This is a genomic window from Cellulomonas sp. Y8, assembly GCF_008033115.1.
Taxonomy (GTDB): Bacteria; Actinomycetota; Actinomycetes; order Actinomycetales; family Cellulomonadaceae; genus Cellulomonas.
Genome location: NZ_CP041203.1, coordinates 68630 through 92498 on the forward strand (window position 1 = coordinate 68630; position 23869 = coordinate 92498).

The following is a 23869-nucleotide window of genomic DNA, read 5'->3' on the forward strand; positions in this document are numbered from 1 at the left end:
CCGTCGCGCGCAAGGACCCCGTCGCCCGGTGCGTGCCGGCGGGCGACGATCTCAGTACCCGGCCGCCCCGCCCCCGCCCGCCCGGAACGGCCGGAAGAACTCCCGCAGCTCCCGCGCGTACGCCTCGGGCTGCTCGATCGGGGCGAAGTGCCCGCCGCGCGGCGGCTCGGTGATCCGCACCGCGTTCGCGCTCCGCTCGAGCCACGCGCGCGGCGGCCGCACGACGTCGTCGGGGTAGATCGCGAACCCGGACGGCACCTCGACGCGCCGCGCCAGCTGCTCCGGCGGGATCGCGGCGTTCGCCCGGTACATCCGCATCGAGGACCCGATCGTGCCGGTCAGCCAGTAGATCGTCAGATTCGTGAGGATCTGGTCCCGGGTCAGGGCCCCCTCCGGGTCGCCGCGCCCGCCGCTCCACGACCGCAGCTTCTCGCCCACCCAGGCCGCGAGCCCGGCGGGCGAGTCGGTCAGCCCGACCGCCAGCGTGTCCGGCTTGGTCCGGTGCGCGATCGCGTACGCGCCCTCGGCCGCGACCCACCGCGCGCCCTCGGCGATCCACGCGCGCTCCTCGTCCGTCACCGCGCCGGGGTCGACGTGCGGACCCGGCATCCCCGCGTCCGTGCGGTGCACCGCGACGACCCGGTCCGGGTGGTCGAGCGCGAGGTACCGGGTGACGTGGCTGCCGATGTCCCCGCCCGCGGCACCGAACCGGTGGTAGCCGAGCGTCGTCATGAGCTCCGCCCACAACCCGGCGACCGCGATCGAGTCGAGCGCGACCTCGGGCCGGTCGGAGTAGCCGAACCCGGGCAGGTCCGGCACCACGACGTCGAAGGCGTCGGCGGGGTCCGCGCCGTGCGCGCCGGGGTCCGCGAGCAGGTCCACGACCTCCGAGTACCGCCAGAACGAGTCGGGCCATCCGTGCGTCAGCACGAGCGGCAGCACCGGGCCCGCCGCGCCCACCGCGCGGGCGTGCACCACGTGCACGCCGAGCCCGCCGACCCGCACCCGGTACCGGGGCAGCCGGTTGAGCTCCGCCTCGCGCGCCGGCCAGTCGAAGTCCTCGGCCCAGGTGCGCACCAGGTCCCGCAGCCAGGCGACGTCCACGCCGGCCGACCAGCCCGCGTCCGCCGGGACGTCGGGCCAGCGGGTGGCGCGCAGCCGCCGGCGCAGGTCGTCGAGCGCGGCCGGGTCGGTGCGCGGGGCGAACGGCTCGGGGGTCGCGGGCGCGGGGCCGTGCTCGACGGGCGGCATGAGGCCACCGTAGGGCCGGGGCACGCGCGCGCGGGAGGGGTCAGCCGCCGATCCGGACCGGGCGCTCGCCCCCGCCGTACAGCGCGCCGTCCACGGCGTACGCCCACCCGTCGGCCTCCGCCGGCAGCGCGGTCCGCCACGCCTCCGCACCCGAGCGCAGCGACCACGCGATCAGCTCCGCGCCGCCGTCGTCGTCCTGCTCGACGAGCAGCAGCGACCGGCCGTCCGTCAGCGGGGAGAGCCAGACGTTCGAGACGTCGCGCACGGGCTCGCCGTCCGGGCCCGTCGCGCGCACGGTGCGCCACAGCGGCCGGCCGTCCCGGGCGTCGATCGCCCAGACCGCCGTGGCGTCGACGCCGTACAGCACGCCGCCGAGCAGCAGGACGGTCCCGTCGGTCGCCCCGTCGAGGCCCGCCTGCCACACCGTCCGCCCGGAGCCCGCCTCGACCGCGCGGAGGCTGCGGTCGCCACCCACCACCGCGGACAGCACCTCCAGCCCCGGGACCGACCCGTCGTCGACGGCCAGCTGCACCGGCAGGGCGGGGACGACCGCCGTCCCGCTGCCGTCCGGGCCCGCCAGCCGGACCGAGCCCGGGTCGCCGTCCTGCACCAGCAGGCCACCACCGCGCCCGACCCAGATCTGGGTCCCGTCCGCCTGCAGGGCGCCGTCGGCCGTCCCGAGCACCCGCTGGCGCCCGCCGACCCAGACCAGCAGGTGGTCGTGCGCCAGCTCGAGGTGCGGGTCGAACACCGGGTCGACCAGCAGGTCGGCGAGCTCGGTCGACCAGAGCGGCTCCTGCGTCGCCACGTCCTCGGCGGTGAACCGCACGGTCCGCTCGTCGACGACCTCGCCCAGCACGAGCAGCGCGTCGTCCGCGGCGGCCGCCGTCTGCGGCGCGACCTCCCGGTCCGCGAGCACGGCACCCGACGCGGCGTCGAGGGTCAGGAGCCTGCTGCGGGTCGGCGGGTCCTCCCGCCACCCGCCGTCGCCCGTGAGCGTGGCCGGGCGGTCCACCACGAGGCAGCGCACGCGCGTCACCGACCCGCCGGCGCTCGCGGCCTCGGCGGCGTCGCCGCTCCCGCCGGCCGCCCAGCACTCCGGCGGACGCATCGTGGGCTGCGCGGTCGCCTCCGCCTGCGTCTCCACCTCGGTCCGCCAGGACGTCGCACCGCTGCGGGCGTCGACGGCCGAGACGGCCCGCGGCCGCCCGAAGTCGACCCGCTCGCCTGCCACCCGGAGGTCCCCGGCGAGGACGCCGCCCGTCAGGCGCGGGTCGGTCTCCCCCTCGTCGAGGGGCACGGTGCGCAGCTCCGGCCCGACGTCGTACCGGACGACGCCCTCGACGGTCCGCGCCGCGGCCACCCGGTCCCGCTCCCGCGCGTCCTGCACGACCTGCACCGCCACGACGGCCAGGACCGCCAGGGCACCCACGGGCCACCAGCGCAGCAGCGTCCGCCGCCGTGCCCGCCGGCGGGCGTCGCCCGCGGGGTCGGCCCCCGACGCGGCGGTGCCGGCCGAGGCGCCCGGCTCCTCGCCGAGCACGACCTCCTGCATCGCCTCCGGGCCGGCCATGCAGGCAACCTACGGCCTGCGGGCCCGCGCGGGGTGCGTTCCGCGGTCCCCGGGTGGAGGGAGTGTGCGGGGTCGCCTGATCTATTGCTTTTCGATAGATTCCGAGCGATCCTCGATGCCATGACCCTCGACCGCTGGGCCACCGCCCTGCTCCGCATCGCCCTCGTCGTGCTCTTCGGCATCCTGGTCGTGTTCCAGACCCTCTCGCTGCCCGGCCAGTTCCGGTACCTCGCCGAGCAGAACCCCGAGGACGCCGCCCTCCGCTGGCCGGCGACCGCCATCACCGTGTTCTGGGTGCTGTGCGTGCAGGTGGTCATCGTCGCGACCTGGCGGCTGCTGACCCTGGTCCGGCGGGACCGGATCTTCACCGAGGCCTCGCTCGGCTGGGTGGACGCGATCGTGTGGGCCGTCGCCGCGGGCTGGCTGGTGCTGGTGGGGGTGCTGCTCTGGGTCGGCCTGCACGCGGACGACCCCGGCCTGCCGATGCTGCTGTTCCTCGCGACCGCCGTCGTCACCGTGGTCGCCCTGGTGCTGCTGGTGCTGCGGGCGCTGCTGCGCCAGGCCACCGCGCTGCGCACGGACCTGGACCAGGTCATCTGATGCCGATCGTCGTGCGCATCGACGTCGAGCTGGCCCGCCGCAAGATGAGCGTCGGCGAGTTCGCCGAGCGGGTGGGCCTCACGCCCGCGAACGTCGCCGTGCTGAAGAACGGGCGGGCGAAGGCCGTCCGGTTCAGCACCCTCGACGCCATGTGCCGGGTCCTGGAGTGCCAGCCCGGGGACCTGCTGGAGTGGGTCGAGGACGACCCCACCGCGGGCTAGCCGGACGCGCGGCGCGCGATCGCGACCACCCGCTCGGCGGTGCGCCGGGGCGCCTCCTCCCCCGTGACCAGGACGTGGGTCGCCAGCGCGGCGACCCCGGGGTCGTCGAGCCAGCCGGCGAGGAAGTCGTGGCCGTCCCGCACCCAGTCGGTGCCCTTCGCCGCGACGGAGCGGGCTCGCAGCACCCGCAGCGCGTCGGCGCGCCCGGCGGTGGGGCGCAGCAGCACCACCGCGTCCGCCCGCGCGAGCGCCCTGCCGACCGCCGACCGGTGCACCGGGTCGGTGTACGACGTGTGCCCCGCGCCTAGCGCCAGCACGGCCCCGGGGTGGGCGTCGACCAGGCGCGCGACGGCGTGGGCGCGGGCCGGCTCCCACTCCCGTTCGGCCGCGAGCCGGCCCACCGCCGCGATCCGCGCGGTCAGACGCCCGAGGTCCCAGCCCACCTCGCGGTAGTACGGCTCGCCTGCCTCGTCCGCGTCGACGAAGGGCACGCCGAGGCCCGCGGCCGCCGCCGCACCGACCGTCGACTTGCCGGAGGCGGCCGGTCCGACCAGCACCAGCAGGGGCCCGGGGCGCGCGTCGGCGAGGGCGGGGCGGGCGGGGGGCACCGCACGAGTCTGCCGGACGGCCGCGGCCGGTCGCCGCCCGCACGGCGTGCCGCGGCCCCGCCGCGAGCCCTGCTGCGACACTCGGCGGCGGCAGCACGCCCGCACCGAGAGGACCCGACGATGTCGTTCCAGGCCTACCTCGACGCGATCGAGGACAAGACCGGCAGGACCCCGCGCGAGCTCGTCGAGGAGGCACGGGCCAGGGGCCTCGACGGGGCCGACGTGAAGGCCGGGGCGATCGTGGCCTGGCTGGCCGAGGACTACGGCCTGGGCCGCGGGCACGCGATGGCGCTGGTGCACGTCATCAAGAAGGGTCCGCAGATCGACGCGAAGCACGTCGGCACCACCGGCAGCCACCGGGACGAGTCCGACACCCTCTGGCTCGACGGCAGGGCCACGAGGCCGAGCTGACCCGCGGCGGTGGCCCCGTGCGCGACGCGTCGCCGCGGCCTCGCAGCCCGCTCAGCAGGACAGATGCGAGCGACCCGGTCAGACTTCCGGCGTGAGGACGATCGGTGTCGAGGAAGAGTTCCTGCTCGTGGCGGAGGACGGGTCGCCCCGGGCGGTCGCGGCGGCCGTGCTGCAGCACGCGTCGTCCCAGGACGGCGAGGACGACGGGGGCGAGCCGGGCGGGAACCTGGAGAAGGAGTTCGCCCAGGAGCAGGTCGAGACGTCGACCCACCCGTGCACGGACCTGGGCGCGCTGCTCGAGGAGGTGCGCGCGGGTCGCTGGCACGCCGACTCCTCCGCGCAGCACGCGGGCGCGCGCATCGTCGCCCTGGCCACGTCGCCCAAGGACGTCGAGCCGACCGTCGTCGTGAACCGGCGTGCGCAGGACATCGCCGCCGCGTTCGCGCAGACCGCCCGTGACCAGCTGACCTGCGGGTGCCACGTGCACGTCGAGGTCGCCGACGACGAGGAGGGCGTGCGCGTCGTCGACCACCTGCGCCGCTGGAACCCCGTGCTGCTGGCGCTCTCCGCCAACAGCCCGTTCTGGCGCGGCGACGACTCGGGCTACGAGAGCTTCCGCTCGCAGGTGTGGGGCCGGTGGCCGACCGCCGGCGCCACCGCCCCGTTCGGCGACGCGGCCACGTACCGCGAGACGGTGCGGTCCCTGGTCGAGAGCGGGACCATCCTCGACACCGGGATGGTCTACTTCGACGCCCGGCTGTCCGCGCGCTACCCGACGGTCGAGGTCCGGGTCGCCGACGTCTGCCTCGACCCGGAGGACGCGGTGCTGCTCGGCGCGCTGGTGCGCGGGCTGGCCGACACCGCGGTCGACGGCGGTGACCACGACCTGGCCCCGCAGCCGCGGGCCGAGGAGGTGCGCGTGGCCGGCTGGCGGGCGGCGCGCTCGGGCCTGGCGGGCGACCTGGTGAGCCCGCTGACGGCGCGCCCGGTGCCCGCGGCGCAGGCGGTCGACGAGCTCGTGCGGCACGTGACCCCGGCTCTCGAGCGCACGGGCGACCTGCCGTGGGTGCGGGAGCACCTCGACGCGCTGCTGCGCCGCGGCAACGGCGCCCAGCAGCAGCGGCGGTGGCGGCACGAGGGGGCGGACGACGCGGAGCTGGTGCGGCGCGCGGTGCGCAGCACGCTCGCCTGACAGCGGCGACCGAACGCGGCGCCCCCGGCGCCGGGCGTGACGCACGCGACACCGCGTCGACGGCTCGCTGACCTGCGGGGATGGCACGCGCGCCGGGTGTGCCCAGGGTCACCCGCCCGCGCTCGCCGCGCGTTCACGGGACCTTCACGCCAGACTGGAACACTGAACGGTCCCCGGACGTTGACCCCACCGAACAAGCGATACGTCTGCACGTCCAGGCAAGTCAAGGCATGTCAAGGCACGGAGGTCCCTGATGTCGAACCGGTCCCTGCGCGGTATGCGCATCGGGTCCCACAGCATGGAGACGGACGAGGGCGTCGACTTCGCCCCGCGTCTCCAGGCGTACTACGACTGCCCCAACGGGCACACGATCATCCTGCCGTTCTCGGTCGAGGCCGACGTGCCGGTGGTGTGGGAGTGCCGGTGCGGCGAGGAGGCGCTGCTGCGCGACGCGTCCAAGCCCGAGCCGAAGGCCACGAAGCCCCCGCGCACCCACTGGGACATGCTGCTGGAGCGCCGCACCATCAAGGAGCTCGAGGAGCTGCTCGACGAGCGCCTCGACCTGCTCCGTGCCGGCAAGCTCCGCCGGAGCGCCTGACCGTCCCACGGACGGCCGTGAGCACGGGCCTCGCACCCTCGGGTGCGGGGCCCGTCGTCGTGTCAGCCGCGGCGGCGGACCGCCGCGCGCCGCACCAGGTCGCGCACCTGACGCGCGCGCTCCTGCGCCCCCCACACCGTGACGCGCACCAGCGCCTCGACGACGATCGACCGGCTCATCTTCGACCGGCCCTCGGCGCGCTCCACGAACGTGATCGGCACCTCCACCACGCGGCCGCCGGCGCGCAGCACCCGCCAGGCCATGTCGATCTGGAAGCAGTAGCCGTGCGAGGCGACCTCGCCGAGCGCCAGCCCCCCGAGCGCCGCCGCCCGGTACACCCGGAACCCGGCCGTCGCGTCCCGCACCGGCAGCCCCATCGCCAGCCAGGCGTAGGTGTTCGCCCCGCGGGACAGCAGCTGCCGGTGCAGCGGCCAGTTCACGACCCGGCCGCCGCGGACCCAGCGCGACCCGATGACCAGCTCCGCCTCCGGCACCCGCTCCAGCAGCCGCGGCAGGTCCTCCGCGCGGTGCGACCCGTCGGCGTCCATCTCGACCACGGCGTCGTAGCCCCGCTCGAGCGCCCACCGGAACCCCGCGACGTACGCGGTGCCGAGCCCCTGCTTCCCGGTGCGGTGCAGCACCCGGATCGCGGCTCGGCCGCGCTCCTCGGCGTCGGCGGCGGCGATCCGCTCGGCCAGCTCCCCCGTGCCGTCGGGCGACGCGTCGTCGACGACGAGGACGTCGGCGTCCGGGACGTGCAGCCGCAGCGCGGCCAGCGCCCGGGGCAGGCTGTCGCGCTCGTCGTACGTGGGGACGACGACCAGCACGCGTCCGGCGGACCGGGTGCCGGGCTCCGGCGTCACGCGGCCCCCTCCGGACGGTCGTCCCGGCGGGTCCGCCGCGCACCGGCCATCCCGGCGAGCGTCATGACGACCGCCAGCGCCCCGACCACGCCGCTCGGCCACGCGCCGAGCACCGCGGCCGGCGTGAGCGACTGGCGCAGCGGCAGCCGGGCGACGAGCTGGTCGGCGGTGAACAGCTCGGTGTCCTGGGCGACGGTGCCGTTCGGCGCGATCACGGCGCTGACGCCGACGGTGCTCACCTGGACGGTCGCGCGGCCGAGCTCGACCGCCCGCAGCCGGGCCATCGCGAGCTGCTGGGTCGACTCGGCGGAGTAGCCGAAGGACGCGTTGTTGGTCTGCACGACCAGGACCTCGGCGCCCTCGCGCACGCTCTCCCGGACGATCCCGTCGTACGCCACCTCGAAGCAGATGACGTCGCCGATCTGCACGGTGCGGCCCAGGCGGGCGGACTCCAGGGGCACGACGCCCGGCTCCGTGCCCGCGAGCATGTCGTTCTGCACCAGGTCGACGGCCGAGGAGAACGGGCGGACCAGGCTGCGCAGCGGGATGTACTCCGCGAAGGGCGCCGGCCGCTGCTTCGAGTAGGACGCCACGGGTCCGACGCCGGGCTCCCAGAGCAGCGACGTGTTGTACCGGCCGCCCGACTCCGGGTACTGGATCGTGCCGATGAGCATCGGCGCGCCCATGGCCTGCGCGGCGGCGTCGATGTCCGCCGCGGCCTGGGCGTCCACCTCGGGGTCGATGTCGGTGCCGTTCTCGGGCCACAGCACCAGGTCCAGCTCGCCCGGCTCCACCTGGTCGAGCAGCGCGTACGTGCCCGCGAGGTGGTTGTCCAGGACCTCGCGCCGGTTGTCGAACGCGTGCAGCCCCGGCTCGGAGACGTTGCCCTGCACGGCCCCGACGGTCAGGGTGCCGTCCTCCGCGCGGGTGCCCATCGGGACGAGGAGGCCGACCACGACCAGCGCCACCGCGACCGCCACGCGGCCGAGCATCGGCAGGAGCGCGAACCGTCGCGCGGCGAGCCAGGCCAGCGCGAGCGCGGCACCCGCCGCCGCCACGGCGGCCGAGACCAGCGGCGCGCCGCCCAGGCGCGCCAGGGACAGCACCGGCGAGTCGGCCTGGGAGAACGCCAGCCGGCCCCAGGGGAAGCCGCCGAACGGCCAGATCCCGCGCAGCTCCTCGACCGCGACCCACAGCACGACGAACACCACGAGCTGCAGGGACGCCCGGCGCCACACCGCCTCGCCCCGGCGGGCCCAGGTCCACGCGGCGCCGAACAGCGCGACGAAACCCGCCTCCGCCACCGACAACGCGATCCACGGCACGGCACCGACCGCGACGTCCGCCCAGGTGAGCAGCGGCACGAAGAACGCCAGGCCCCAGGCGAACCCGAGCAGGGCGTTCCACCGGGCGCTGTCGCGGCGCATCGCGAGGAACAGCAGGGCCATCCCGGGCGCGGCGGCGTACCACCAGCCGACGTCGGGGAACGCGGCCCAGGTCAGCAGGCCGCCGAGGACCGCCAGGACCGCGCTCCACCAGCGGGAGGGGTCACGGAGCGGCACCGCGCCAGGGTACGGCACCCGGCTGTCCGTCCGGCGCCACGCGGCGGGCCCGGCGCGTGCGGTGGAGCCGACCGGCGCGCGCCACGACTGGTCGGCCGGAGCGGGTCAGGTGGGTGGGGCGACGGCGTCCGGGTCCGTCGACGCGTCAGCCGGCGTGCCGGCCGGGGTCGCCCCGTCGGGGGCGGGGCCGACCGACCGGCCCGCGTGTCCTTCGTACCGCACGACACCACCTGGGGCGGTGCCCGTTCTCTAGTGAACACGCGGGCCTGGTCGGAGCCCGACGTGGTCCGGGCGTCCTACCCCCTGGGGCGCTCACCGAGCGGCGCCTCTGCCGGACCACTCCCGAGAACCTATCGAACCGGTGGGGGGTGTCAAGGGTCCGGCGGCGCCGCCCGGAGGCGTCCGCGCAGGTCGCCACGCGCGTCGAGGGCTGTCGGATTTGTCCCGATGGTCGAGACGCCCCGGCGTGTCGTCCGGCGTGTCGGCTGAGCACCCGGTGACGTGCGACCGCCCGCCGACCGGGTGAGACGGCACCCCGCGCGGAGCAGCGGATTCACCCGTCCGCGCGACCCGGGCCGGGCGCGGCGCCGGACGTCACCCCAGCGCGTCGTGCAGCACCGCGCCCGCGCGCACCGTGCGGACGCACTCCGGGAGGGGCTCGTCGTCCCGCAGCGCCGGCAGCACGCCACCGGGGCCGGCCGTGCCCTCGGGGACCCGCCAGACCGCCAGGTGGGCGGGAGCGCCCACCACGAGGTCGCCGGGAGCCGCACCGCCGGCGCCCGCACGCCCGGCCGCCGCCCAGCCGCCGCGCGTGTGCGCCGCCAGCGCCGCCGCGACCGGCAGCCGCTGGTCGGGTGTCCGGTGCCGCACCGCCGCGCGGACCGCGCCCCACGGGTCGAGCGGCGTGACGGGGCTGTCCGAGCCGAACGCGAGGGGCACGCCCGCGGCGCGCAGGTCGGCGAGCGGGTGCAGGGACGCCGCCCGACCGCGCCCGAGACGCGCCGCGTACGTCCCGTCGTCCCCGCCCCAGGCGTCGTCGAACGCCGGCTGCACCGACGCCGTCAGCCCGAGCAGCACGAGCGCCGCCAGCGCCGGGGCGTCCAGCATCGAGGCGTGCTCGAGCCGGTGCCCGCCGGCGCGCACCGCGTCGACGCCCTCGACCTCGGCGGCCACCCGGAACCCGAGGAGCACCTCGTCGAGCGCCCGGTCGCCGACGACGTGGAACGCCGCGGGCAGCCCCGCGCGGGTGGCGGACGCCACGTGGTTGCTCACCTGCTCGGCGGTGAGGTCGAGCCGCCCCGCGGGGTGCGGCCAGCCGGCGGGCGCGTCGGCGTACGGTGCGCGCAGCGCGGCCGTCCGGCTGCCGAGCGAGCCGTCGGCGGCCAGGTCGCCGCCCACGCCGGCCAGGCCCGGGAGCGCGGCTGCGAGCGCGCGGACGTCGTCGGCGGTCTCGCACAGCTCGGCCCGGTACCCGACGACCAGCGGCAGCGCCGACGCCGGGTCCGCGGTCAGCGCCAGCAGCGCGGCGAGGCCCGCCCGGGTGTCCGTGTGCGGGGCGCTCTGCTCGTGCACCGCGACGACGCCGGCGCGTGCCGCCGCCTCGAGCGCGCCGCGGTAGCGGGCGTCCCGGACGTCGGCGGGCAGGTCACGGAGCGCCGCGCGCGCGACGGCGTGCGCCTCCCTCGTGACCAGTCCGTCCGCCCGCCACCCGGGCAGGTCCCGCAGCCCGAGCACCTCGGCGAACGAGGTCGACACGACCCCGGCGTGCAGGTCGACGCGGCCGAGGTAGACCGGCGCCCCGTCCGTGGCGGCGTCCAGCTCCTGGCGGGTCGGCGGGCGGCCCTCCGGCCAGCCGTCCTCCGCCCAGCCCCAGCCGGTGAGCGGGGCCCCGTCCGCGGCCAGCCGCCGCCCGACGGGCCCGGTGGCCGCCGCGTGCACGGCCGCCAGCGTCTCCGCGAGCGAGGCGCACGCCCCCAGGTCCACGCCGGCGCGCACCAGACCGGTGTCGAGCACGTGCGCGTGCGCGTCGACGAACCCCGGCGTCACCAGGGCGCCGCCGAGCTCCACGACGTCGACCGCCCCGTCGGCCAGGCCGTCCGCCTCGTCCGCACCGCCGACCCACGCGATCGCGCCGTCGGCGACCAGCAGGGCGGAGGGCGCGGCGGCGGTCGCGGGCGCGGCGAGGACAGCAGGCGTCAGCACCGCACCGCCCCGGTACAGGGTGGTGCTCACGCGGGAACCCTAACCGGGCAGGTCACAGGGGGCCCGCGGGCGTCCGTCGCCGGGCGCCTCCCCCGTCACGTCCCCGCGTACGCCACCACGCCGCGGCGCACCGCGGTCACCGCCTTGCGCGCCGTCTCCCGCAGCCGCGCGTCGGGCGCGGCCTTGGCCACCTGGTCCAGCACGTCGACGACCTGCTTGCACCACCGGACGAAGTCGCCCGCCGCGAGGTCCGCGTCCCGGAGCACGGCGTCGAGCCCGCGCCCGGCCGCCCACCGGTGCACGGGCGCCACCAGGCCGAGGTCGAGCGGCTGCGTCGACTCGATGCGGCGCGCGCTCTCCAGGTCGTCGAGCTCGGACCAGATGCGCGTCGTGGCGTCGAGGGCGATGCCCAGCCGGCTCGACGGACCGCCGGGCACCGCGGGGCTGCGGTCCCGGTCGTCCCGGCGCGCCGAGTACACGACGGCCGACACCGCGGCGGCGAGCCCCGGCACGTCGAGCTCCGCCCACGCCCCGCGGCGCAGGCACTCGGCGAGGAGCAGGTCGTTCTCGGCGTAGATCCGGCGGAGCCACCGGCCCTCGTCGGTCACCACCGTGCCGCCGTCGTCGTCGGTCGCCAGGTAGCCGAGGGAGTCCAGCACCTCGCAGATCCGGTCGAACACGACCGCGATCGACCCGGTGCGGCCCTCGATCCGCCGGACCAGCGCCCGGTGCTCGCCCTCGAGCCGGGACCACCGCTCCGCCCAGCGGGCGTGCTCCTCGCGGTCGGGGCACTGGTGGCACGGGTGCGCGCGCAGCTCGCGGCGCAGCGCGGCGATCGCCTCGTCCTCGTCCTCCGCGACCGCCCGGCCGCGGCGCCGGGCCGGGGCGGCCCCGGTGATCCTCCCCGCGTTGATCTCCCCGCGGAGCGTCGCCGCCAGGTCACGCCGGTGCGACGCCGCCCGCGGCGAGAAGCCCTTCGGCACCCGCAGCCGCCCGACCGCCCTGATCCCGTCGCCGACCTCCTGGACCGACAGCCGGCGCACCTCGCGCTCGGTGGTGAGCACCATCGGCCGCGCGCCCTCGAAGCCGCCGTGCGCCCCCGGGTCGACGACCACCGCGTAGGTGGACCGCCGGCCGCTCGGCACCGCGACCACGTCGCCGACCGACAGCCCCTGCAGGTCGCCGCGGCCTGCTGCCGCCGGGCCGCCGCGCTCGCGCGGTGCACGCCCCGCTCCCGGTCCGAGAGCTCGCGGCGCAGCGCGAAGTACTCGCCGAAGTCGCCGAGGTGGCACGTCATCGCCTCGGCGTAGCCCTCGAGCGCCTCGGCGTGGCTCTGCGCCTGCCGGGCGAGCCCCACGACCCCGCGGTCGGCCTGGAACTGCGCGAACGACGTCTCCAGCACCTCGCGCGCCCGGACCCTGCCCACCTGCGCGACCAGGTTGACCGCCATGTTGTAGGTCGGCCGGAACGCCGAGCGCAGCGGGTACAGCCGCTTCGACGCGAGCCCCGCCAGCGCCATCGGGTCGAGGTCGCCCCGGCCCAGGACGACCGCGTGGCCCTCGGAGTCGATGCCCCGGCGCCCCGCACGGCCCGTCAGCTGCGTGTACTCCCCCCGGCGTGATGTCGACGTGGTGCGAGCCGTCCCACTTGACCAGCTTCTCCAGCACCACGGACCGCGCGGGCATGTTGATGCCCAGCGCGAGCGTCTCGGTCGCGAACACGACCTTGACCAGCCCGCGGGCGAACGCCTCCTCGACCGTCTCCTTGAACGCGGGCAGCATCCCCGCGTGGTGCGCCGCGACGCCGCGGACCAGCGCGTCGACGAAGCCCCAGTAGCCGACGACGTCGAGGTCCTCCGGCGCGATCGACGCGCACCGGGTCTCCGCGATGAACCGGATCTCCTCGGCCTCCGCCGGCGACGTCAGCCGCAGGCCGCCCGCGAGGCACTGGGCGACCGCGGCGTCGCAGCCGGCGCGGGAGAAGATGAACACGATCGCCGGGAGCAGGCCCGCCTCGTCGAGGACGTCGACCATGACGGGGCGCGGCACCGGCCGCGGGCCGCCCCCACCGCCGCCGGGGCCCCCGCCCCCGGGTCCGCCGCCGGGCCGCCGGCCACCCGGGCCGCGGAACCCGCGGTCGCCCGCACCCCGGCGCCCGCGGTGCGGCGCGTCCGACGCGCGCTCCGCCCGGCGCAGCAGGTGCGCGAGCTCGGGGTTGATCGGCGGGTTCTTCCCGGGCGCCGTCGGGTCCACGTGGCCGGCGTACAGGTCGAGCAGGTCGTCCCGGACCAGCACGTGCTGGCCGAGCGGCACCGGCCGGTGCTCGCTCACGACCACGGCGGTGTCGCCGCGGACGGTGCGCAGCCAGTCGCCGAACTCCTCCGCGTTCGACACGGTGGCGGACAGCGACACCAGCTGCACGTCGTCGGGCAGGTGGATGATCACCTCCTCCCACACCGGGCCGCGGAACCGGTCCGCGAGGTAGTGCACCTCGTCCATCACGACGTACCCCAGGCCGTCGAGCGTGCTCGACCCGGCGTAGAGCATGTTGCGGAGCACCTCGGTCGTCATCACGACCACCGGCGCCTCGCCGTTCTGGGTGGTGTCGCCGGTCAGCAGGCCGACCTGCTCCGCCCCGTACCGGCGGACCAGGTCGTGGTACTTCTGGTTCGACAGCGCCTTGATCGGCGTCGTGTAGAACGCCTTCCGGCCCGTGGCGAGCGCCAGGTGCACGGCGAACTCGCCGACGACCGTCTTGCCCGCGCCGGTCGGCGCCGCGACGAGGACGCCGCTGCCGCGCTCCACCGCCTCGCAGGACTCGACCTGGAAGTCGTCGAGCGGGAAGTCCAGGAGCTGCCGGAACCGGGCGAGCTCGCTCTTCTCGGCCTGCGCCCGGCGCCGCGCGGCGGCGTACCGCTCGGCCGGGGACAGCTCGTCGGGCTCGGGGGTGCGTGCCGTGCTGCGTCGTGCCACGCGCCCCACCCTAGGTCGGGTCGGTCGCCAGCACCCGGACGGCGCCCGGCACGACCTCCGCGAGCAGCGGCAGCGCGCCGATCCGCTCCCCGTCGGCGTGCGCCTCGGGCGGCGTCCCGCCGAGGTGCGGCGCGGGCTCCACGAGCACGCGGCGGCTGCGGATCACCTGCACCTGCGGGTGCCGCACGTGCCGGCCGGCGTACATCCCGGGGAAGATCCGGACCACGCCGGCGCGGCTGAACGGGCCGGCCACGACGACGTCCAGCAGCCCGTCGTCCAGCCGCGCGTCCGGGGCGACCCGGATGCCCCCGCCGATCCACGGGCCGTTGGCCGCGACGACCACCGTGCCCGCCGACTCCCAGACGCCCTCGTCCGTGGTCAGCCGGTAGCCGTACGGGCGGAACGCCCGCAGCTCGGGCACGAGCGCGCGCACGTAGCGGGCGGAGCCCCGCGGCCAGGCGAGCGCGTTGGCGCGTGCGTTCACGGCCGCGTCGATCCCGCAGGACAACGCGCCCAGGTACCACTCGCGGGCCGCCTGGGCGGGCGAGCCGACCCGGACCGCGTCGATCGTGCGCGGCCCCGTCAGCAGCGCCCGCTCGATCGCCGCGACCGACGCCGCGACGTCCCCGCGGGGCAGCCCGAGGGCGCGCGCCACGTCGTTGCCCGTGCCGCCCGCGACGATGCCCAGCGGCAGGTCCGTCTCGGCCACGACGTTCGCGCCCAGGTGCACCAGGCCGTCGCCGCCGACCACCACGAGCGCGTCGAGCCCCGCCACCGCCGCGCGGCGCGCGTGCGCCGTCGCGGTGCGCAGGTCCCGGGCGGTCAGGTCCTCGACCCGGTGCCCGCGGCGGCGCAGCGCGTCCAGCACCGCCGCGCCCACGCCGGTCCCGCGCCCCTTGCCCGCCACGGGGTTCACCACCACCCCGAGGTGGCTCACGTGGCGAGGGTCCCGTCGGCGGTGCCCGTGCTGGTGCCGCCGAGGTCCTCGGTGCCCCGGGCGTGCTCGGCCTCCGCCAGCCGCTTGTCCGCGCGCCGGTCGTGCAGGACGCACACGCCCAGCGCCGCGAAGTACAGCCCGCAGATGGGCAGGGCCATGACGATCATCGTGATCGCGTCCGGGGTCGGCGTCATCACCGCGGCGAACACGAACGCGAGCAGCACCGCCCACCGCCAGCCCTTGGCCCACGTGCTCGCGCGGACCAGGCCGACCAGGTTGATGCACACCATGACCACCGGCAGCACGAACGCCAGGCCGAACGCCAGGACGAACCGCATGACGAAGCTCAGGTAGGCCTGCGCGTCGATGAAGTTCGACGCGCCCTCCGGCGTGAAGTCCGTGAGCACCTTGACCGCGGTCGGCAGCGTCCAGGCCGACAGACCGGCGCCCGCCAGGAACAGCGGCACCGAGGCCGCGAGGAACCCGACCGCCGACCGCTTCTCCCGGCGGGTCAGGCCGGGCGTGATGAACGCCCACAGCTGGTACAGCCACCACGGGCTCGACACGATGACGCCGAGGAACAGCGCCACCTTGATCTGCATGTCGAACGCGCTGGCCAGGCCGGCGAAGTTCACCGACACCCGGCCGTCGCGACCCGCCGCCGTGTCGAGCAGCGGCTGCTGGAGCAGCTCGAACACCGGCTCGTACAGGAACCAGCCGGCGACCGCGCCGACCGCCAGGCCGATCGCGGCCAGGAACAGCCGCTTCCTCAGCTCGAGCAGGTGCTCGCGCAGGGGCATCCGGCCCTCGGGGTCGGGCCGCCTCTTGCGCGCCACGGATCAGGCGCTGGGGGTGGTGCTGCCGCTCGCCGGAGGCTGGTGGCCGGGCTGGTCGAGCGAGGGCGCGGGCGCCGCGGACGGGGCGGGGTTGACGACGGGACCCTGCGCGAGCGGCGGGGCCGGGTCGGCCGTCGGGGGCGGCGCGGGCGCGGTGCGCGGCTCGTCCTCCGACAGGTCCTTGACCTCCCGCTTGAAGATGCGCAGGGACTCGCCCACGGACTTCGCCAGGTCCGGCAGCCGTCGCGCCCCGAACAGCAGGAGGATCACGACGAGCAGCACACCGATGTGCCAGGGCTTCAGGGCGTTCATGACGTTCCTGTCGGACGGGAGACGTTGACCCGTCGATCCTAACCGGCGCCACCCCCGGTGCGGGTGAACCGGTCGCGGCGCGCGTGGGCCGCGCGCGGCGCGCAGGCGAAGGCGGGGTCAGCGCGTGTAGGCGCGCCAGCCCTCGCGGGTCCGGCGGTCGCGCTCGCGCCGGCGCTCCCGGCGCTCGTGCGCCTGCTCGCGGAGCACCGCCCAGCGGTCCCGCGCCTCGTCGGGATCGGGCAGCAGCGCGGCCTCCCGGGCGGCGCGCGCCGCGCGCTCTGCCTCCTGCGCCTGCTCGGCGAGCGTCGACGCGTGCTCGGCGAGCTGCCCGAGCACCTCGGACGCCTCCCGCAGCTCGGCGACGAGGGCGCGGAACCGGCGCCACAGGTCGCGGCCGAGGAAGAACGCGCCGACCAGGGTGCCGACGACCAGCACCGACCACACGACCACCCAGACCATCGGGCCAACCTATCCCGTCAGCCCGCGGCGGGCGTGGGCTCGGCGGACGAGGGCTCGGGAGGGCCGGCCAGCGGGCCGTACGCGGCGAGCGCCGCCCGGGCCCGGGTCGCCACGTCGCGCGCGACCTCCGGAGGGCGCACCCCCAGCACGTCGTCCGCGGCCTGGAGCAGGAGGCTGCGCAGGAACGCCCGCTGGCCGACGCGCACGTCCACCTCGAACGACCCGTCCGGCAGGTTGCGCACGTCCTCGACCGGGACCGTCTCCGCGACCCAGCGGCCCGTGCTGCGCAGGTGCAGCGTCGCCACGTCCCCCTCGAGGTCGAACCGGAACTCCGCCGTCGCCCCGCGGCCGGCGCCGGGGTGCGGCTCCGCCGGGACGTCCAGCACCTCCGCCGCGAGCACGCGGTCCAGGCGGAACAGGCGCTCGTCGCCCGCCCGCAGGCACCACGCCTGCAGGTACGACCGCTCGTCGCTCGTCGTCATCCGCAGCGGGTCGACGTCGCGGTCGCTGGTCACGTCGGAGGCGTTCACGTACCGGATCCGCAGCCGACGGCCCGTCGCCAGCGCGCGGCGGATCTGCGCGACCACCTCCGGCCGTCCGTCGACCGCCAGCCGCACGTCGACCGCACCCGCGGCCTCCCCCGTCGCCGCCGTCAGCTTGGCCAGCGTCGAGCGCAGGACCTCGACCTGCTCCGGGTCGAGGGTCGGGCCGAGGTCCGCGACCATCGCGCGCAGCGCCGCGAGCAGCGTCACCGCCTCGCGCGTGCCGAGGCGCAGCGGACGGGTCATGCCGCGGGACTCCGTCAGCCGGATCTCGCCGCGGTCGTAGGAGTCCGCGTCGAAGTCGATGAGGTCGTGCGGGTAGTAGCCGGGCGTCCCGCTCATCCAGAGCGTGTCGACGTCCGCCATCACCTGGGACGGGGTCACCCCGAAGTGCTCGGCCAGCTGCTCGACGGACACGCCGTCGTTGCGGTCGAGGTAGCCGATCATCCCGAGCAGGCGCAGCAGCCGCTCGCTCGCGCGCTCAGCCACGGCGGGACTCCTCGGTGTCGGTGGTGCCGGGCTCGGCGCCGGTGGCGGCGTCTCCCCCGTCGAGCGTCGCGGCGACGCGGAGCAGCCCGAGCACGGCGTCGCGCAGCTCCGGCGGGTCCGCGACCAGCACGGCGTCGCCGTACCCCGCGACCTCCTCCGCGAGCTCCCACGTCGCGCGGTAGGCCACGCGCACCAGGTCGCGGTCCGCGACGGCGGCCCGCAGCTCCGGCGCGGCGTCGGCCGGCAGCTCGGTCGGCTCGCCGCGCGCCCGCAGCGCCTCCGCGCGCTCGGCCCGCAGCGCCAGCACCGCCGTGCGCTCGTCGCGGACGTCCCAGGACAGCAGCGCGGCCTCCGTCTGCTCCGGCGTCGGCGCGTCGAACGCCCCCGCCGCGCCGACGGCACGGACCCGGCCCTCGATCCGGCTGAGCCGGAACGAGCGCGTGCCGTCGCGGTCCACGTCGAAGCCGACCAGGAACCACCCGCCGCGGCGCGCCACGAGACGCCACGGCTCCACGAGGCGCTCACGCACCTCGCCCGTGCTCGCCGCCCGGTAGGTGAACCGGACCCGCTGCCGCGCCTGCACCGCGTCCAGCAGCGGCGGGAACGCGTCGCCACCGGCCCGCACCCGCGGGGCGAGCCCCGCCGCGAGGTCGCTCGACCCCGCGCCCGCGCCGACCGCGCGCAGCTTGGTCAGCGCGCGCGACGTGTCCGCCCGCACCGACCGGTCCTGCCAGAACTCCGCGGCCAGCGACAGCGCACCCAGCTCGGCCGACGTCAGCTCCAGGGGAGGCAGCGCGTACGCGTCCTGGTCGATCCGGTAGCCGATGTCGTCGCCGTGCCCCGCCGACGTCACCGTCGCCACCGGGATGCCGAGCTCGCGCAGCGCGTCCTTGTCGCGCTCGAACATCCGCTCGAACGACTCGTCGGACGGGGCGTCGCCGTAGCCCGCGACCGTGCGGCGGATCTGCTCCTTCGTCATCCGGCCGGGCGTGTGCACCAGGGCGATGACGAGGTTGAGCAGCCGCTCGGCGGGGTGGATCTGTTCGGGCATCGGGGACAACCGTAGTGGCCGGTAGCGTGGTCCGGTGATCACATGGCGCTCGGGCACGGTGGAGCAGGTCGGTCGGTCGTGGCCCGGGGCCCAGGAGCTGACGGTCGTCGTCGCCGACGGCGTGTCCGGGCCCGACCCCGTGACCGTGCGGGCGCTGGCCTACCCCGCCCTCGTCGGAGACCTGCGCGTCGGCGACACCGTGCTGCTCAACGTGTCCGCGCTCGCGCGCGGGCTGGGGACCGGTGGCTACGCCCTCGTCGTCGCCCCCGGGTCCCCCGACCGGCTGCCCGCCGACCCGCCCGCGGGCCCGGGTCACCTGGTCAAGGCGCGATACACCCCGCTCCAGGCGATGGTGCTCGGGGTCGACGACCAGGAGTCGCCGCACCACGACGTCCTGCGCGACGCCGACGACCTCGCGGGGCTGCCCGTCGTCGTCGCCGACCTGCACTCCGCCCTGCCGGCCGTCGTCGCGGGCGTCCGGTACGCCGACGCGCTGCTGTCCCGGCCGGGCGCGGGCGTGCCGCCGCTGCGCGTCGCCTACGTGATGACCGACGGCGGCGCCCTGCCCGCCTGGTTCTCCATGGCCGTCGCCGGGCTGCGCGACGCCGGGTGGATCGAGGCGTGCCTCACCGCCGGGCAGGCGTTCGGGGGTGACCACGAGGCCGTCACCCTGCACACCGCCCTGCTCGCCGCGCGGCACGTCGTCGGCGCGGACGTGGTCGTCGTCGCGCAGGGGCCCGGCAACCTCGGCACCGGCACGCGGTGGGGCTTCTCGGGCGTCGCCGCCGGGGAGGCCGTCAACGCGGCGGCCGTGCTCGGCGGCCGGCCCGTGGCGTCCCTGCGCGTGTCCGGGGCCGACGCGCGGGAGCGGCACCTCGGCGTGTCGCACCACTCGCTGACGGCCTACGGGCGGGTGGCGCTGGCGCCGGCGGACGTGGTCGTGCCGGTGTTCGAGCCGGCGGCGACCCCCGGTGCCGGCGACGCGGGGTCCGGCGACGGCGCGGAGCCCGGCCTGCGGGTGCCCGACCCCCAGGAGCACCTCGACGCCCATCTCGCGGCCGTCGGGCGGCGCGTGGCCCATCAGGCCCGGTCGCTCGGCGAGCCCGCCGGCCGGCACCGGCTCGTGGAGGTCGCGGCGGGCGCCGACCTGCTCACCGCGCTCGGCGGGTCGCCGGTCCGGCTGTCGACGATGGGCCGGGGGCTGGCGCAGGACCCGGCGGCGTTCCTCGCGGCCGCCGCTGCCGGCGCGCACGCGGCGCGGCTGGCGCGGGGGGCCTGAGCGCGCGGGAGGGCGCCGACCCGGGTGGGAAGCTCCGACCCGCGTGGGAGCGCGGCACGGCAGGAACGCGGCGCAGCGTGACGGGGCACAGCGGGACGCGGCACGACCGGACGCGGAACGCGGCACGGCGGAACGGCCGCGCAGCGGATCGATCTCGCGCGCCGCCGGTCGCGCACCTGCCCTGATCTCCGCTCCACGAGCGCGCGCCGACTCCTCCACAGGGCGGGAGGAACGTCTCGTCCCCAGCCTTGTGACGCGCGGCGCAAGGCGTGTCGGTGGTCGCCCGTAGGTTGGACGCATGGCAGATGACCAGCGCGAACGCGTCGATCCGCCGCCCGGCGGGGCGGTCCTGCCGTGCGGCTGCGGGTGCACCTGCGGCGGCACTGAGCGCGCCGCCGGACCGGCCGACCCGGTGGATGCCGCCGCCGATGCAGGGGCGCAGGCCGCGGTCGTCGCGGAGTACCTGGACCCCGCGCAGCCCGACGCCTTCCGGATCCCGTGCGCGCTCGACGAGACGCCGACGGGTGTGCCCCTCGTGCGGCTGCTGAGCGCCCTCGACCTGCCGTCGCTCTCCGCGTTCGACCTGACCGAGCTCGCGGCCGCGTACCTCCGCGTCGCGGGCTGGGCGCACGCCGGGCTCGCCCGGGCTGCTGCGGCGCTGCACCGCACCCCGAACATGCCGCACCCGAGGCTGACCGACCACCAGAACCGTGCCGAGCAGCTCACCATGCCCCTGCGCGCCACCGCGATGGCCCTGTCCATGCGGCTGAACCGCTCTCCGCAGGAAATGCTCGCCCTGGTCCGGGAGGGCCTCGCGTACGACCACCACCTCGCAGCCACCGGGCGTGCCCTGGCCGACGGCCGGATCGCGGTGCCCGCCGCCCGCGCCGTGGCTGCGAGCCTCGGCGAGCTGCCGTGGCAGATCGCGCAGGCCGTCGAGGACCGGGTCCTCCCGCGCGCCACCGACCGCACCACCGGCCAGGTCCGGCGCGACGTGGCCCGCGCTCTGCTGGAGGTCGACCCCGAGCACGCCGCCGACCGGCACGCCGCGGCCCAGGCATCCCGCATGGTCACCCACCCCCGGGCGCTGCCGGACCAGTTGGCGGAGATGCGGCTGGTCCTGCCCGCCCCGGAGGCCGTGGCGATCGACACCGTGCTCGAGTCGTGCGCCCGCACCGCGCGAGCAGCCGGCGACCCGCGCACCCTGGACCAGCTGCGCGCGGACGGGTTGACGGACCTGCTCCTCGCGTCACCCGCGGGCGCCCTCCCACCGATCGACCGGCCCGACACCCACGCGCCGGGCGGCGCGCCAGCGGGCAGCGCGCCTGGGGGCACCGCCGCCCACGCCGGCGCGTCGGCAGCCACCGCGTCCACCCGCACCGGCGCGTCGGCGCCCACGACGCCCGCCCGCAGCCGCACGACCGGCCCCCGGGACGCCCGGACCCACGTCGTCGTCACCGTGCCGCTGTCGACCTTGCTCGGCCAGGACGAGAAGCCCGCCGATCTCGCGGGGTACGGCGCGATCGACGCCACGGCCGCCCGCGCCCTCGCCCTCGGCGGCACGTGGCAGCGCCTCGTCACCGACGACCTCACGGGTGCCGTCCTGGACGTCGGGCGCACGACCTACCGGCCGCCCGCCGCCCTGGCAGCCCACGTCCGCTACCGCGACTCGACCTGCACCGGCCCCGGCTGCTCGGTCCCCGCGGCGCGCTGCGAGCTGGACCACACGAAACCTTGGCACCCCGAGCCCGCTGCAACGGGCGAGGATCCCGACCCCCCCGGCGCCACCAGCGACCGCAACCTCGGCCCGGTCTGCACGCGCCACCACCACGCCAAGCACGAGCTCGGCCTCACCCTGCGCCAGCGCGAGCCCGGCGTCTTCGACTGGACCGACCCCACCGGCCACGTCTACCGCACCCGACCGGGGCTCGACGCGCCCACGGAGCACCTCACCGCGCCCCGGCGGGTGCGTGAGGCTCGACGGGGTCGGGGCAGGCCGCACCACGGCGGCGCTGTGCGGCCCGGCACCGGGACGACGGACGAAGCGCCCCCTCCCAGCCCATGGTCGACGGACGAGGCGCCGCCCTTCTAGTCGCCCCGCCCGCTCCGCTGCCGCGCCGCCACCAGCGTCGCGAGCCGCTTCGCCTCGCGCCGGGCCCGGTCGCCGTCGGAACGCTGTACGCCCATCACCGCGAGGGTGTCGCCGTCGTCGAGGTCCAGCTGGACCCACGGCCTGCCCTCGCCGAACCGCACCCAGACGATCTCGCCCCAGGCGACGGTCCGGGTGCTCGCGAGGTTCCGCACCCGCAGCCCCTCCGCGGTGGGCGTGGCGGAGACGGTGGCCTGCCGCCACAGGAACCCGACGATCGCCAGACCGACGAGCGCGATCCCGCTGAGGTCGGCCGTGGACCAGCCCTCGACGCCGGTGGTGGCGAGCAGCACGATGAGCAGGGCGGTCGCCAGGGCGACGACGACGGCCAGCGAGCCGGTCACCACGCGCGCGGCGCGCGGACGGAACACGTCGTCGAGCGCGGGCCGCCGGCCGGCAGCACCGTCGCCGGGCGAACCGTCGCCCGCACCGCCACCGCCGCCGCGGCCCGGGACCGGTCCGCCGTCCCTGGCGCCGCCCGCACCGCCACCGCCGCCGCGGCCCGGGACCGGTCCGCCGTCCCTGCCGCCGCCCGAGCCTCGCCCCGGCTCCCCCGTCATCGCCCGTCGCCCGGAGTCAGAGCCGGCAGGCGTGGATCGACGTCACGAGGATGGCCCGCGCGCCGACGTCGTACAGCGCGTCCATGACGCGGTTGGTCTCGGAGCGCCGCACCATGGCGCGGACGGCGGACCAGTCACGGTTGTGCAGGGGCGAGACGGTCGGCGACTCGAGGCCGGGGGTGATCGCGACGGCCTGCTCGACGAGCGCGGTCGGCACGTCGTAGTCCATGAGGACGTACTCGCGGGCGGTCAGCACGCCCTGGATCCGGCGGGTGAGCACGTCGAGACCGGCGGGCTCCTCGACACCGGCCCGGCGGACGAGCACGGCCTCCGACTTGAGGATCGGCTCGCCGAAGACGTCGAGGCCGGCCGCGCGCAGGGTGGTGCCGGTCTCGACGACGTCGGCGATCACGTCGGCGACACCGAGCCGGATCGCGGTCTCGACGGCGCCGTCCAGCCGGACGACCTCGGAGGGCACGACGCCCTGGCCGCGCAGGTAGTCGGCGACGAGCACGGGGTACGACGTGGCGACGCGCCGGCCGGCGACCTCGCGGACGTCGTTCATCTGGCCGGCCTGGGTCGCGAACCGGAAGGTCGACCGGGCGAACCCGAGCTGCAGGTGCTCGGTGGCGGGCGACTCGGAGTCGAGCAGCAGGTCGCGGCCGGTGATGCCGACGTCGACGGTGCCGGTGCCGACGTACACGGCGATGTCGCGGGGGCGCAGGAAGAAGAACTCGACGCCGTTGTCGGCGTCGGGCAGGACGAGCTCGCGGGAGTCGCGGCGCTGGCGGTAGCCCGCCTCGCGCAGCATGTCGGAGGCGGGCTCGGCGAGCGAGCCCTTGTTCGGGACGGCGATCCTCAGCACGGGGGTTCTCCGGGGGTGTTCAGGTGTGGCAGGGGGCGGCGGGGTCGAGCGGGCCGGGGCCGGTCAGAGGTGGGAGTACACGTCCTCGAGCGTCAGGCCCTTCGCGACCATGAGCACCTGCAGGTGGTAGAGGAGCTGGGAGATCTCCTCGGCGGTGCGGGCGTCGCCCTCGTGCTCGGCGGCCATCCAGACCTCGGCGGCCTCCTCGACGATCTTCTTGCCGATCGCATGGACGCCGGCGTCCAGCTCCTTGACGGTGCCCGATCCTGCGGGCCGGGTGGCCGCCTTCTCGGTGAGCTCAGCGAACAGCGCGTCGAACGTCTTCACGCCCGCCAGG

General features: G+C 76.8%; 22 protein-coding genes and 1 pseudogene. 7 read left to right on the forward strand and 16 right to left on the reverse strand.

Annotated features, from left to right (window positions below):
• Window positions 1-51: 51 nt before the first annotated feature.
• The gene (locus FKM96_RS00315; RefSeq protein WP_147793576.1) at window positions 52-1251 is read right to left on the reverse strand and encodes an epoxide hydrolase family protein; all 1200 of its coding nucleotides are present in this window, start codon (window positions 1249-1251) and stop codon (window positions 52-54) included.
• A gap of 40 nt (window positions 1252-1291) precedes the next feature.
• On the reverse strand, window positions 1292-2824 hold the full coding sequence (locus FKM96_RS00320; protein WP_147793577.1) for a PQQ-binding-like beta-propeller repeat protein: 1533 nt from the start codon (window positions 2822-2824) through the stop codon (window positions 1292-1294).
• A gap of 120 nt (window positions 2825-2944) precedes the next feature.
• Here FKM96_RS00320 and FKM96_RS00325 point away from each other — a divergent pair, with 120 nt between their 5' ends.
• Together FKM96_RS00325 and FKM96_RS00330 are read left to right on the forward strand one after the other, a co-directional pair.
• Window positions 2945-3424: a DUF2975 domain-containing protein gene (locus tag FKM96_RS00325; RefSeq protein ID WP_147793578.1), complete on the forward strand. Its 480-nt coding sequence runs from the start codon at window positions 2945-2947 to the stop codon at window positions 3422-3424.
• Window positions 3424-3645 carry a helix-turn-helix transcriptional regulator gene (locus FKM96_RS00330; protein ID WP_147793579.1) on the forward strand — a complete coding sequence of 74 codons (222 nt, stop codon included), beginning with the start codon at window positions 3424-3426 and terminating at the stop codon, window positions 3643-3645. Before FKM96_RS00325 ends, FKM96_RS00330 begins: the two co-directional genes overlap by 1 nt.
• On the opposite strand, the gene FKM96_RS00335 is transcribed toward FKM96_RS00330, so the two are convergent.
• Entirely contained in the window at window positions 3642-4253 is a 612-nt protein-coding gene (locus FKM96_RS00335; RefSeq protein ID WP_147793580.1) for a shikimate kinase, read from the reverse strand. The genes FKM96_RS00330 and FKM96_RS00335 overlap by 4 nt on opposite strands.
• A 120-nt stretch (window positions 4254-4373) precedes the next feature.
• Between FKM96_RS00335 and FKM96_RS00340 the strand changes: the two genes are divergently transcribed.
• From FKM96_RS00340 to FKM96_RS00350, 3 genes are all read left to right on the forward strand, one after another.
• Window positions 4374-4664: a DUF4287 domain-containing protein gene (locus FKM96_RS00340; RefSeq protein WP_147793581.1), complete on the forward strand. Its 291-nt coding sequence runs from the start codon at window positions 4374-4376 to the stop codon at window positions 4662-4664.
• 91 nt (window positions 4665-4755) lie between these two features.
• Complete coding sequence (locus tag FKM96_RS00345; RefSeq protein ID WP_371300466.1) at window positions 4756-5856, forward strand: glutamate--cysteine ligase; 1101 nt, start codon at window positions 4756-4758, stop codon at window positions 5854-5856.
• A gap of 253 nt (window positions 5857-6109) precedes the next feature.
• Window positions 6110-6454, forward strand: a complete 345-nt coding sequence (locus FKM96_RS00350) for an RNA polymerase-binding protein RbpA (protein WP_147793582.1) — start codon at window positions 6110-6112, stop codon at window positions 6452-6454.
• Window positions 6455-6516: 62 nt separating this feature from the next.
• Here FKM96_RS00350 and FKM96_RS00355 read toward each other — a convergent pair whose 3' ends face one another.
• From FKM96_RS00355 to FKM96_RS00400, 10 genes and pseudogenes are all read right to left on the reverse strand, one after another.
• The gene (locus FKM96_RS00355) at window positions 6517-7317 is read right to left on the reverse strand and encodes a polyprenol monophosphomannose synthase (protein WP_246855112.1); all 801 of its coding nucleotides are present in this window, start codon (window positions 7315-7317) and stop codon (window positions 6517-6519) included.
• A complete protein-coding gene (gene lnt, locus FKM96_RS00360; protein WP_147793583.1) occupies window positions 7314-8879 on the reverse strand; it encodes an apolipoprotein N-acyltransferase in 1566 nt (521 codons plus the stop codon). The genes FKM96_RS00355 and lnt overlap by 4 nt, the downstream gene beginning before the upstream one ends.
• Before the next feature lie 594 nt (window positions 8880-9473).
• Window positions 9474-11111, reverse strand: a complete 1638-nt coding sequence (locus FKM96_RS00365; protein ID WP_147793584.1) for an amidohydrolase — start codon at window positions 11109-11111, stop codon at window positions 9474-9476.
• Between the two features lie 65 nt (window positions 11112-11176).
• A pseudogene (locus tag FKM96_RS00370) lies at window positions 11177-14062 on the reverse strand (DEAD/DEAH box helicase).
• A gap of 1 nt (window position 14063) precedes the next feature.
• Window positions 14064-14990: a diacylglycerol kinase family protein gene (locus FKM96_RS00375; RefSeq protein ID WP_147793585.1), complete on the reverse strand. Its 927-nt coding sequence runs from the start codon at window positions 14988-14990 to the stop codon at window positions 14064-14066.
• Window positions 14987-15790, reverse strand: a complete 804-nt coding sequence (tatC, locus tag FKM96_RS00380) for a twin-arginine translocase subunit TatC (RefSeq protein ID WP_147796807.1) — start codon at window positions 15788-15790, stop codon at window positions 14987-14989. The genes FKM96_RS00375 and tatC overlap by 4 nt, the downstream gene beginning before the upstream one ends.
• A 39-nt stretch (window positions 15791-15829) precedes the next feature.
• The gene (gene tatA / locus FKM96_RS00385; RefSeq protein WP_147793586.1) at window positions 15830-16138 is read right to left on the reverse strand and encodes a Sec-independent protein translocase subunit TatA; all 309 of its coding nucleotides are present in this window, start codon (window positions 16136-16138) and stop codon (window positions 15830-15832) included.
• A 117-nt stretch (window positions 16139-16255) separates the two neighbouring features.
• Entirely contained in the window at window positions 16256-16597 is a 342-nt protein-coding gene (locus tag FKM96_RS00390) for a hypothetical protein (RefSeq protein ID WP_147793587.1), read from the reverse strand.
• A 17-nt stretch (window positions 16598-16614) separates the two neighbouring features.
• Window positions 16615-17628 carry a YafY family protein gene (locus tag FKM96_RS00395; protein WP_147793588.1) on the reverse strand — a complete coding sequence of 338 codons (1014 nt, stop codon included), beginning with the start codon at window positions 17626-17628 and terminating at the stop codon, window positions 16615-16617.
• The gene (locus FKM96_RS00400) at window positions 17621-18679 is read right to left on the reverse strand and encodes a YafY family protein (protein ID WP_147793589.1); all 1059 of its coding nucleotides are present in this window, start codon (window positions 18677-18679) and stop codon (window positions 17621-17623) included. The genes FKM96_RS00395 and FKM96_RS00400 overlap by 8 nt, the downstream gene beginning before the upstream one ends.
• Before the next feature lie 34 nt (window positions 18680-18713).
• On the opposite strand from FKM96_RS00400, the gene FKM96_RS00405 reads away from it, so the two are divergent.
• Window positions 18714-19958: a DUF3866 family protein gene (locus FKM96_RS00405; protein ID WP_147793590.1), complete on the forward strand. Its 1245-nt coding sequence runs from the start codon at window positions 18714-18716 to the stop codon at window positions 19956-19958.
• Window positions 19959-20256: 298 nt separating this feature from the next.
• The gene (locus tag FKM96_RS00410) at window positions 20257-22050 is read left to right on the forward strand and encodes an HNH endonuclease signature motif containing protein (protein WP_147793591.1); all 1794 of its coding nucleotides are present in this window, start codon (window positions 20257-20259) and stop codon (window positions 22048-22050) included.
• Here the strand turns inward: FKM96_RS00410 and FKM96_RS00415 are convergent.
• The 3 genes from FKM96_RS00415 to FKM96_RS00425 all read right to left on the reverse strand — a co-directional run bounded on the left by FKM96_RS00415 (window position 22047) and on the right by FKM96_RS00425 (window position 23859).
• Window positions 22047-22478: a PH domain-containing protein gene (locus tag FKM96_RS00415; protein ID WP_147793592.1), complete on the reverse strand. Its 432-nt coding sequence runs from the start codon at window positions 22476-22478 to the stop codon at window positions 22047-22049. The genes FKM96_RS00410 and FKM96_RS00415 overlap by 4 nt on opposite strands.
• A gap of 205 nt (window positions 22479-22683) precedes the next feature.
• On the reverse strand, window positions 22684-23532 hold the full coding sequence (hisG, locus tag FKM96_RS00420) for an ATP phosphoribosyltransferase (RefSeq protein WP_147793593.1): 849 nt from the start codon (window positions 23530-23532) through the stop codon (window positions 22684-22686).
• Window positions 23533-23595: 63 nt separating this feature from the next.
• Window positions 23596-23859 (reverse strand): phosphoribosyl-ATP diphosphatase, encoded by a 264-nt coding sequence (locus tag FKM96_RS00425; RefSeq protein ID WP_147793594.1) that lies wholly within the window; start codon window positions 23857-23859, stop codon window positions 23596-23598.
• Window positions 23860-23869 lie beyond the last annotated feature (10 nt).

Coding starts and splice junctions, on each gene's coding strand:
- FKM96_RS00400 (WP_147793589.1), bottom strand. CDS start 18,679: ATGCCCGAACAGATCCACCCCGCCGAGCGGCTGCTCAACCTCGTCATC.
- FKM96_RS00390 (WP_147793587.1), bottom strand. CDS start 16,597: ATGGTCTGGGTGGTCGTGTGGTCGGTGCTGGTCGTCGGCACCCTGGTC.
- FKM96_RS00325 (WP_147793578.1), top strand. CDS start 2,945: ATGACCCTCGACCGCTGGGCCACCGCCCTGCTCCGCATCGCCCTCGTC.
- tatC (WP_147796807.1), bottom strand. CDS start 15,790: ATGCCCCTGCGCGAGCACCTGCTCGAGCTGAGGAAGCGGCTGTTCCTG.
- FKM96_RS00315 (WP_147793576.1), bottom strand. CDS start 1,251: ATGCCGCCCGTCGAGCACGGCCCCGCGCCCGCGACCCCCGAGCCGTTC.
- FKM96_RS00330 (WP_147793579.1), top strand. CDS start 3,424: ATGCCGATCGTCGTGCGCATCGACGTCGAGCTGGCCCGCCGCAAGATG.
- FKM96_RS00350 (WP_147793582.1), top strand. CDS start 6,110: ATGTCGAACCGGTCCCTGCGCGGTATGCGCATCGGGTCCCACAGCATG.
- FKM96_RS00410 (WP_147793591.1), top strand. CDS start 20,257: ATGGCAGATGACCAGCGCGAACGCGTCGATCCGCCGCCCGGCGGGGCG.
- tatA (WP_147793586.1), bottom strand. CDS start 16,138: ATGAACGCCCTGAAGCCCTGGCACATCGGTGTGCTGCTCGTCGTGATC.
- FKM96_RS00340 (WP_147793581.1), top strand. CDS start 4,374: ATGTCGTTCCAGGCCTACCTCGACGCGATCGAGGACAAGACCGGCAGG.
- FKM96_RS00320 (WP_147793577.1), bottom strand. CDS start 2,824: ATGGCCGGCCCGGAGGCGATGCAGGAGGTCGTGCTCGGCGAGGAGCCG.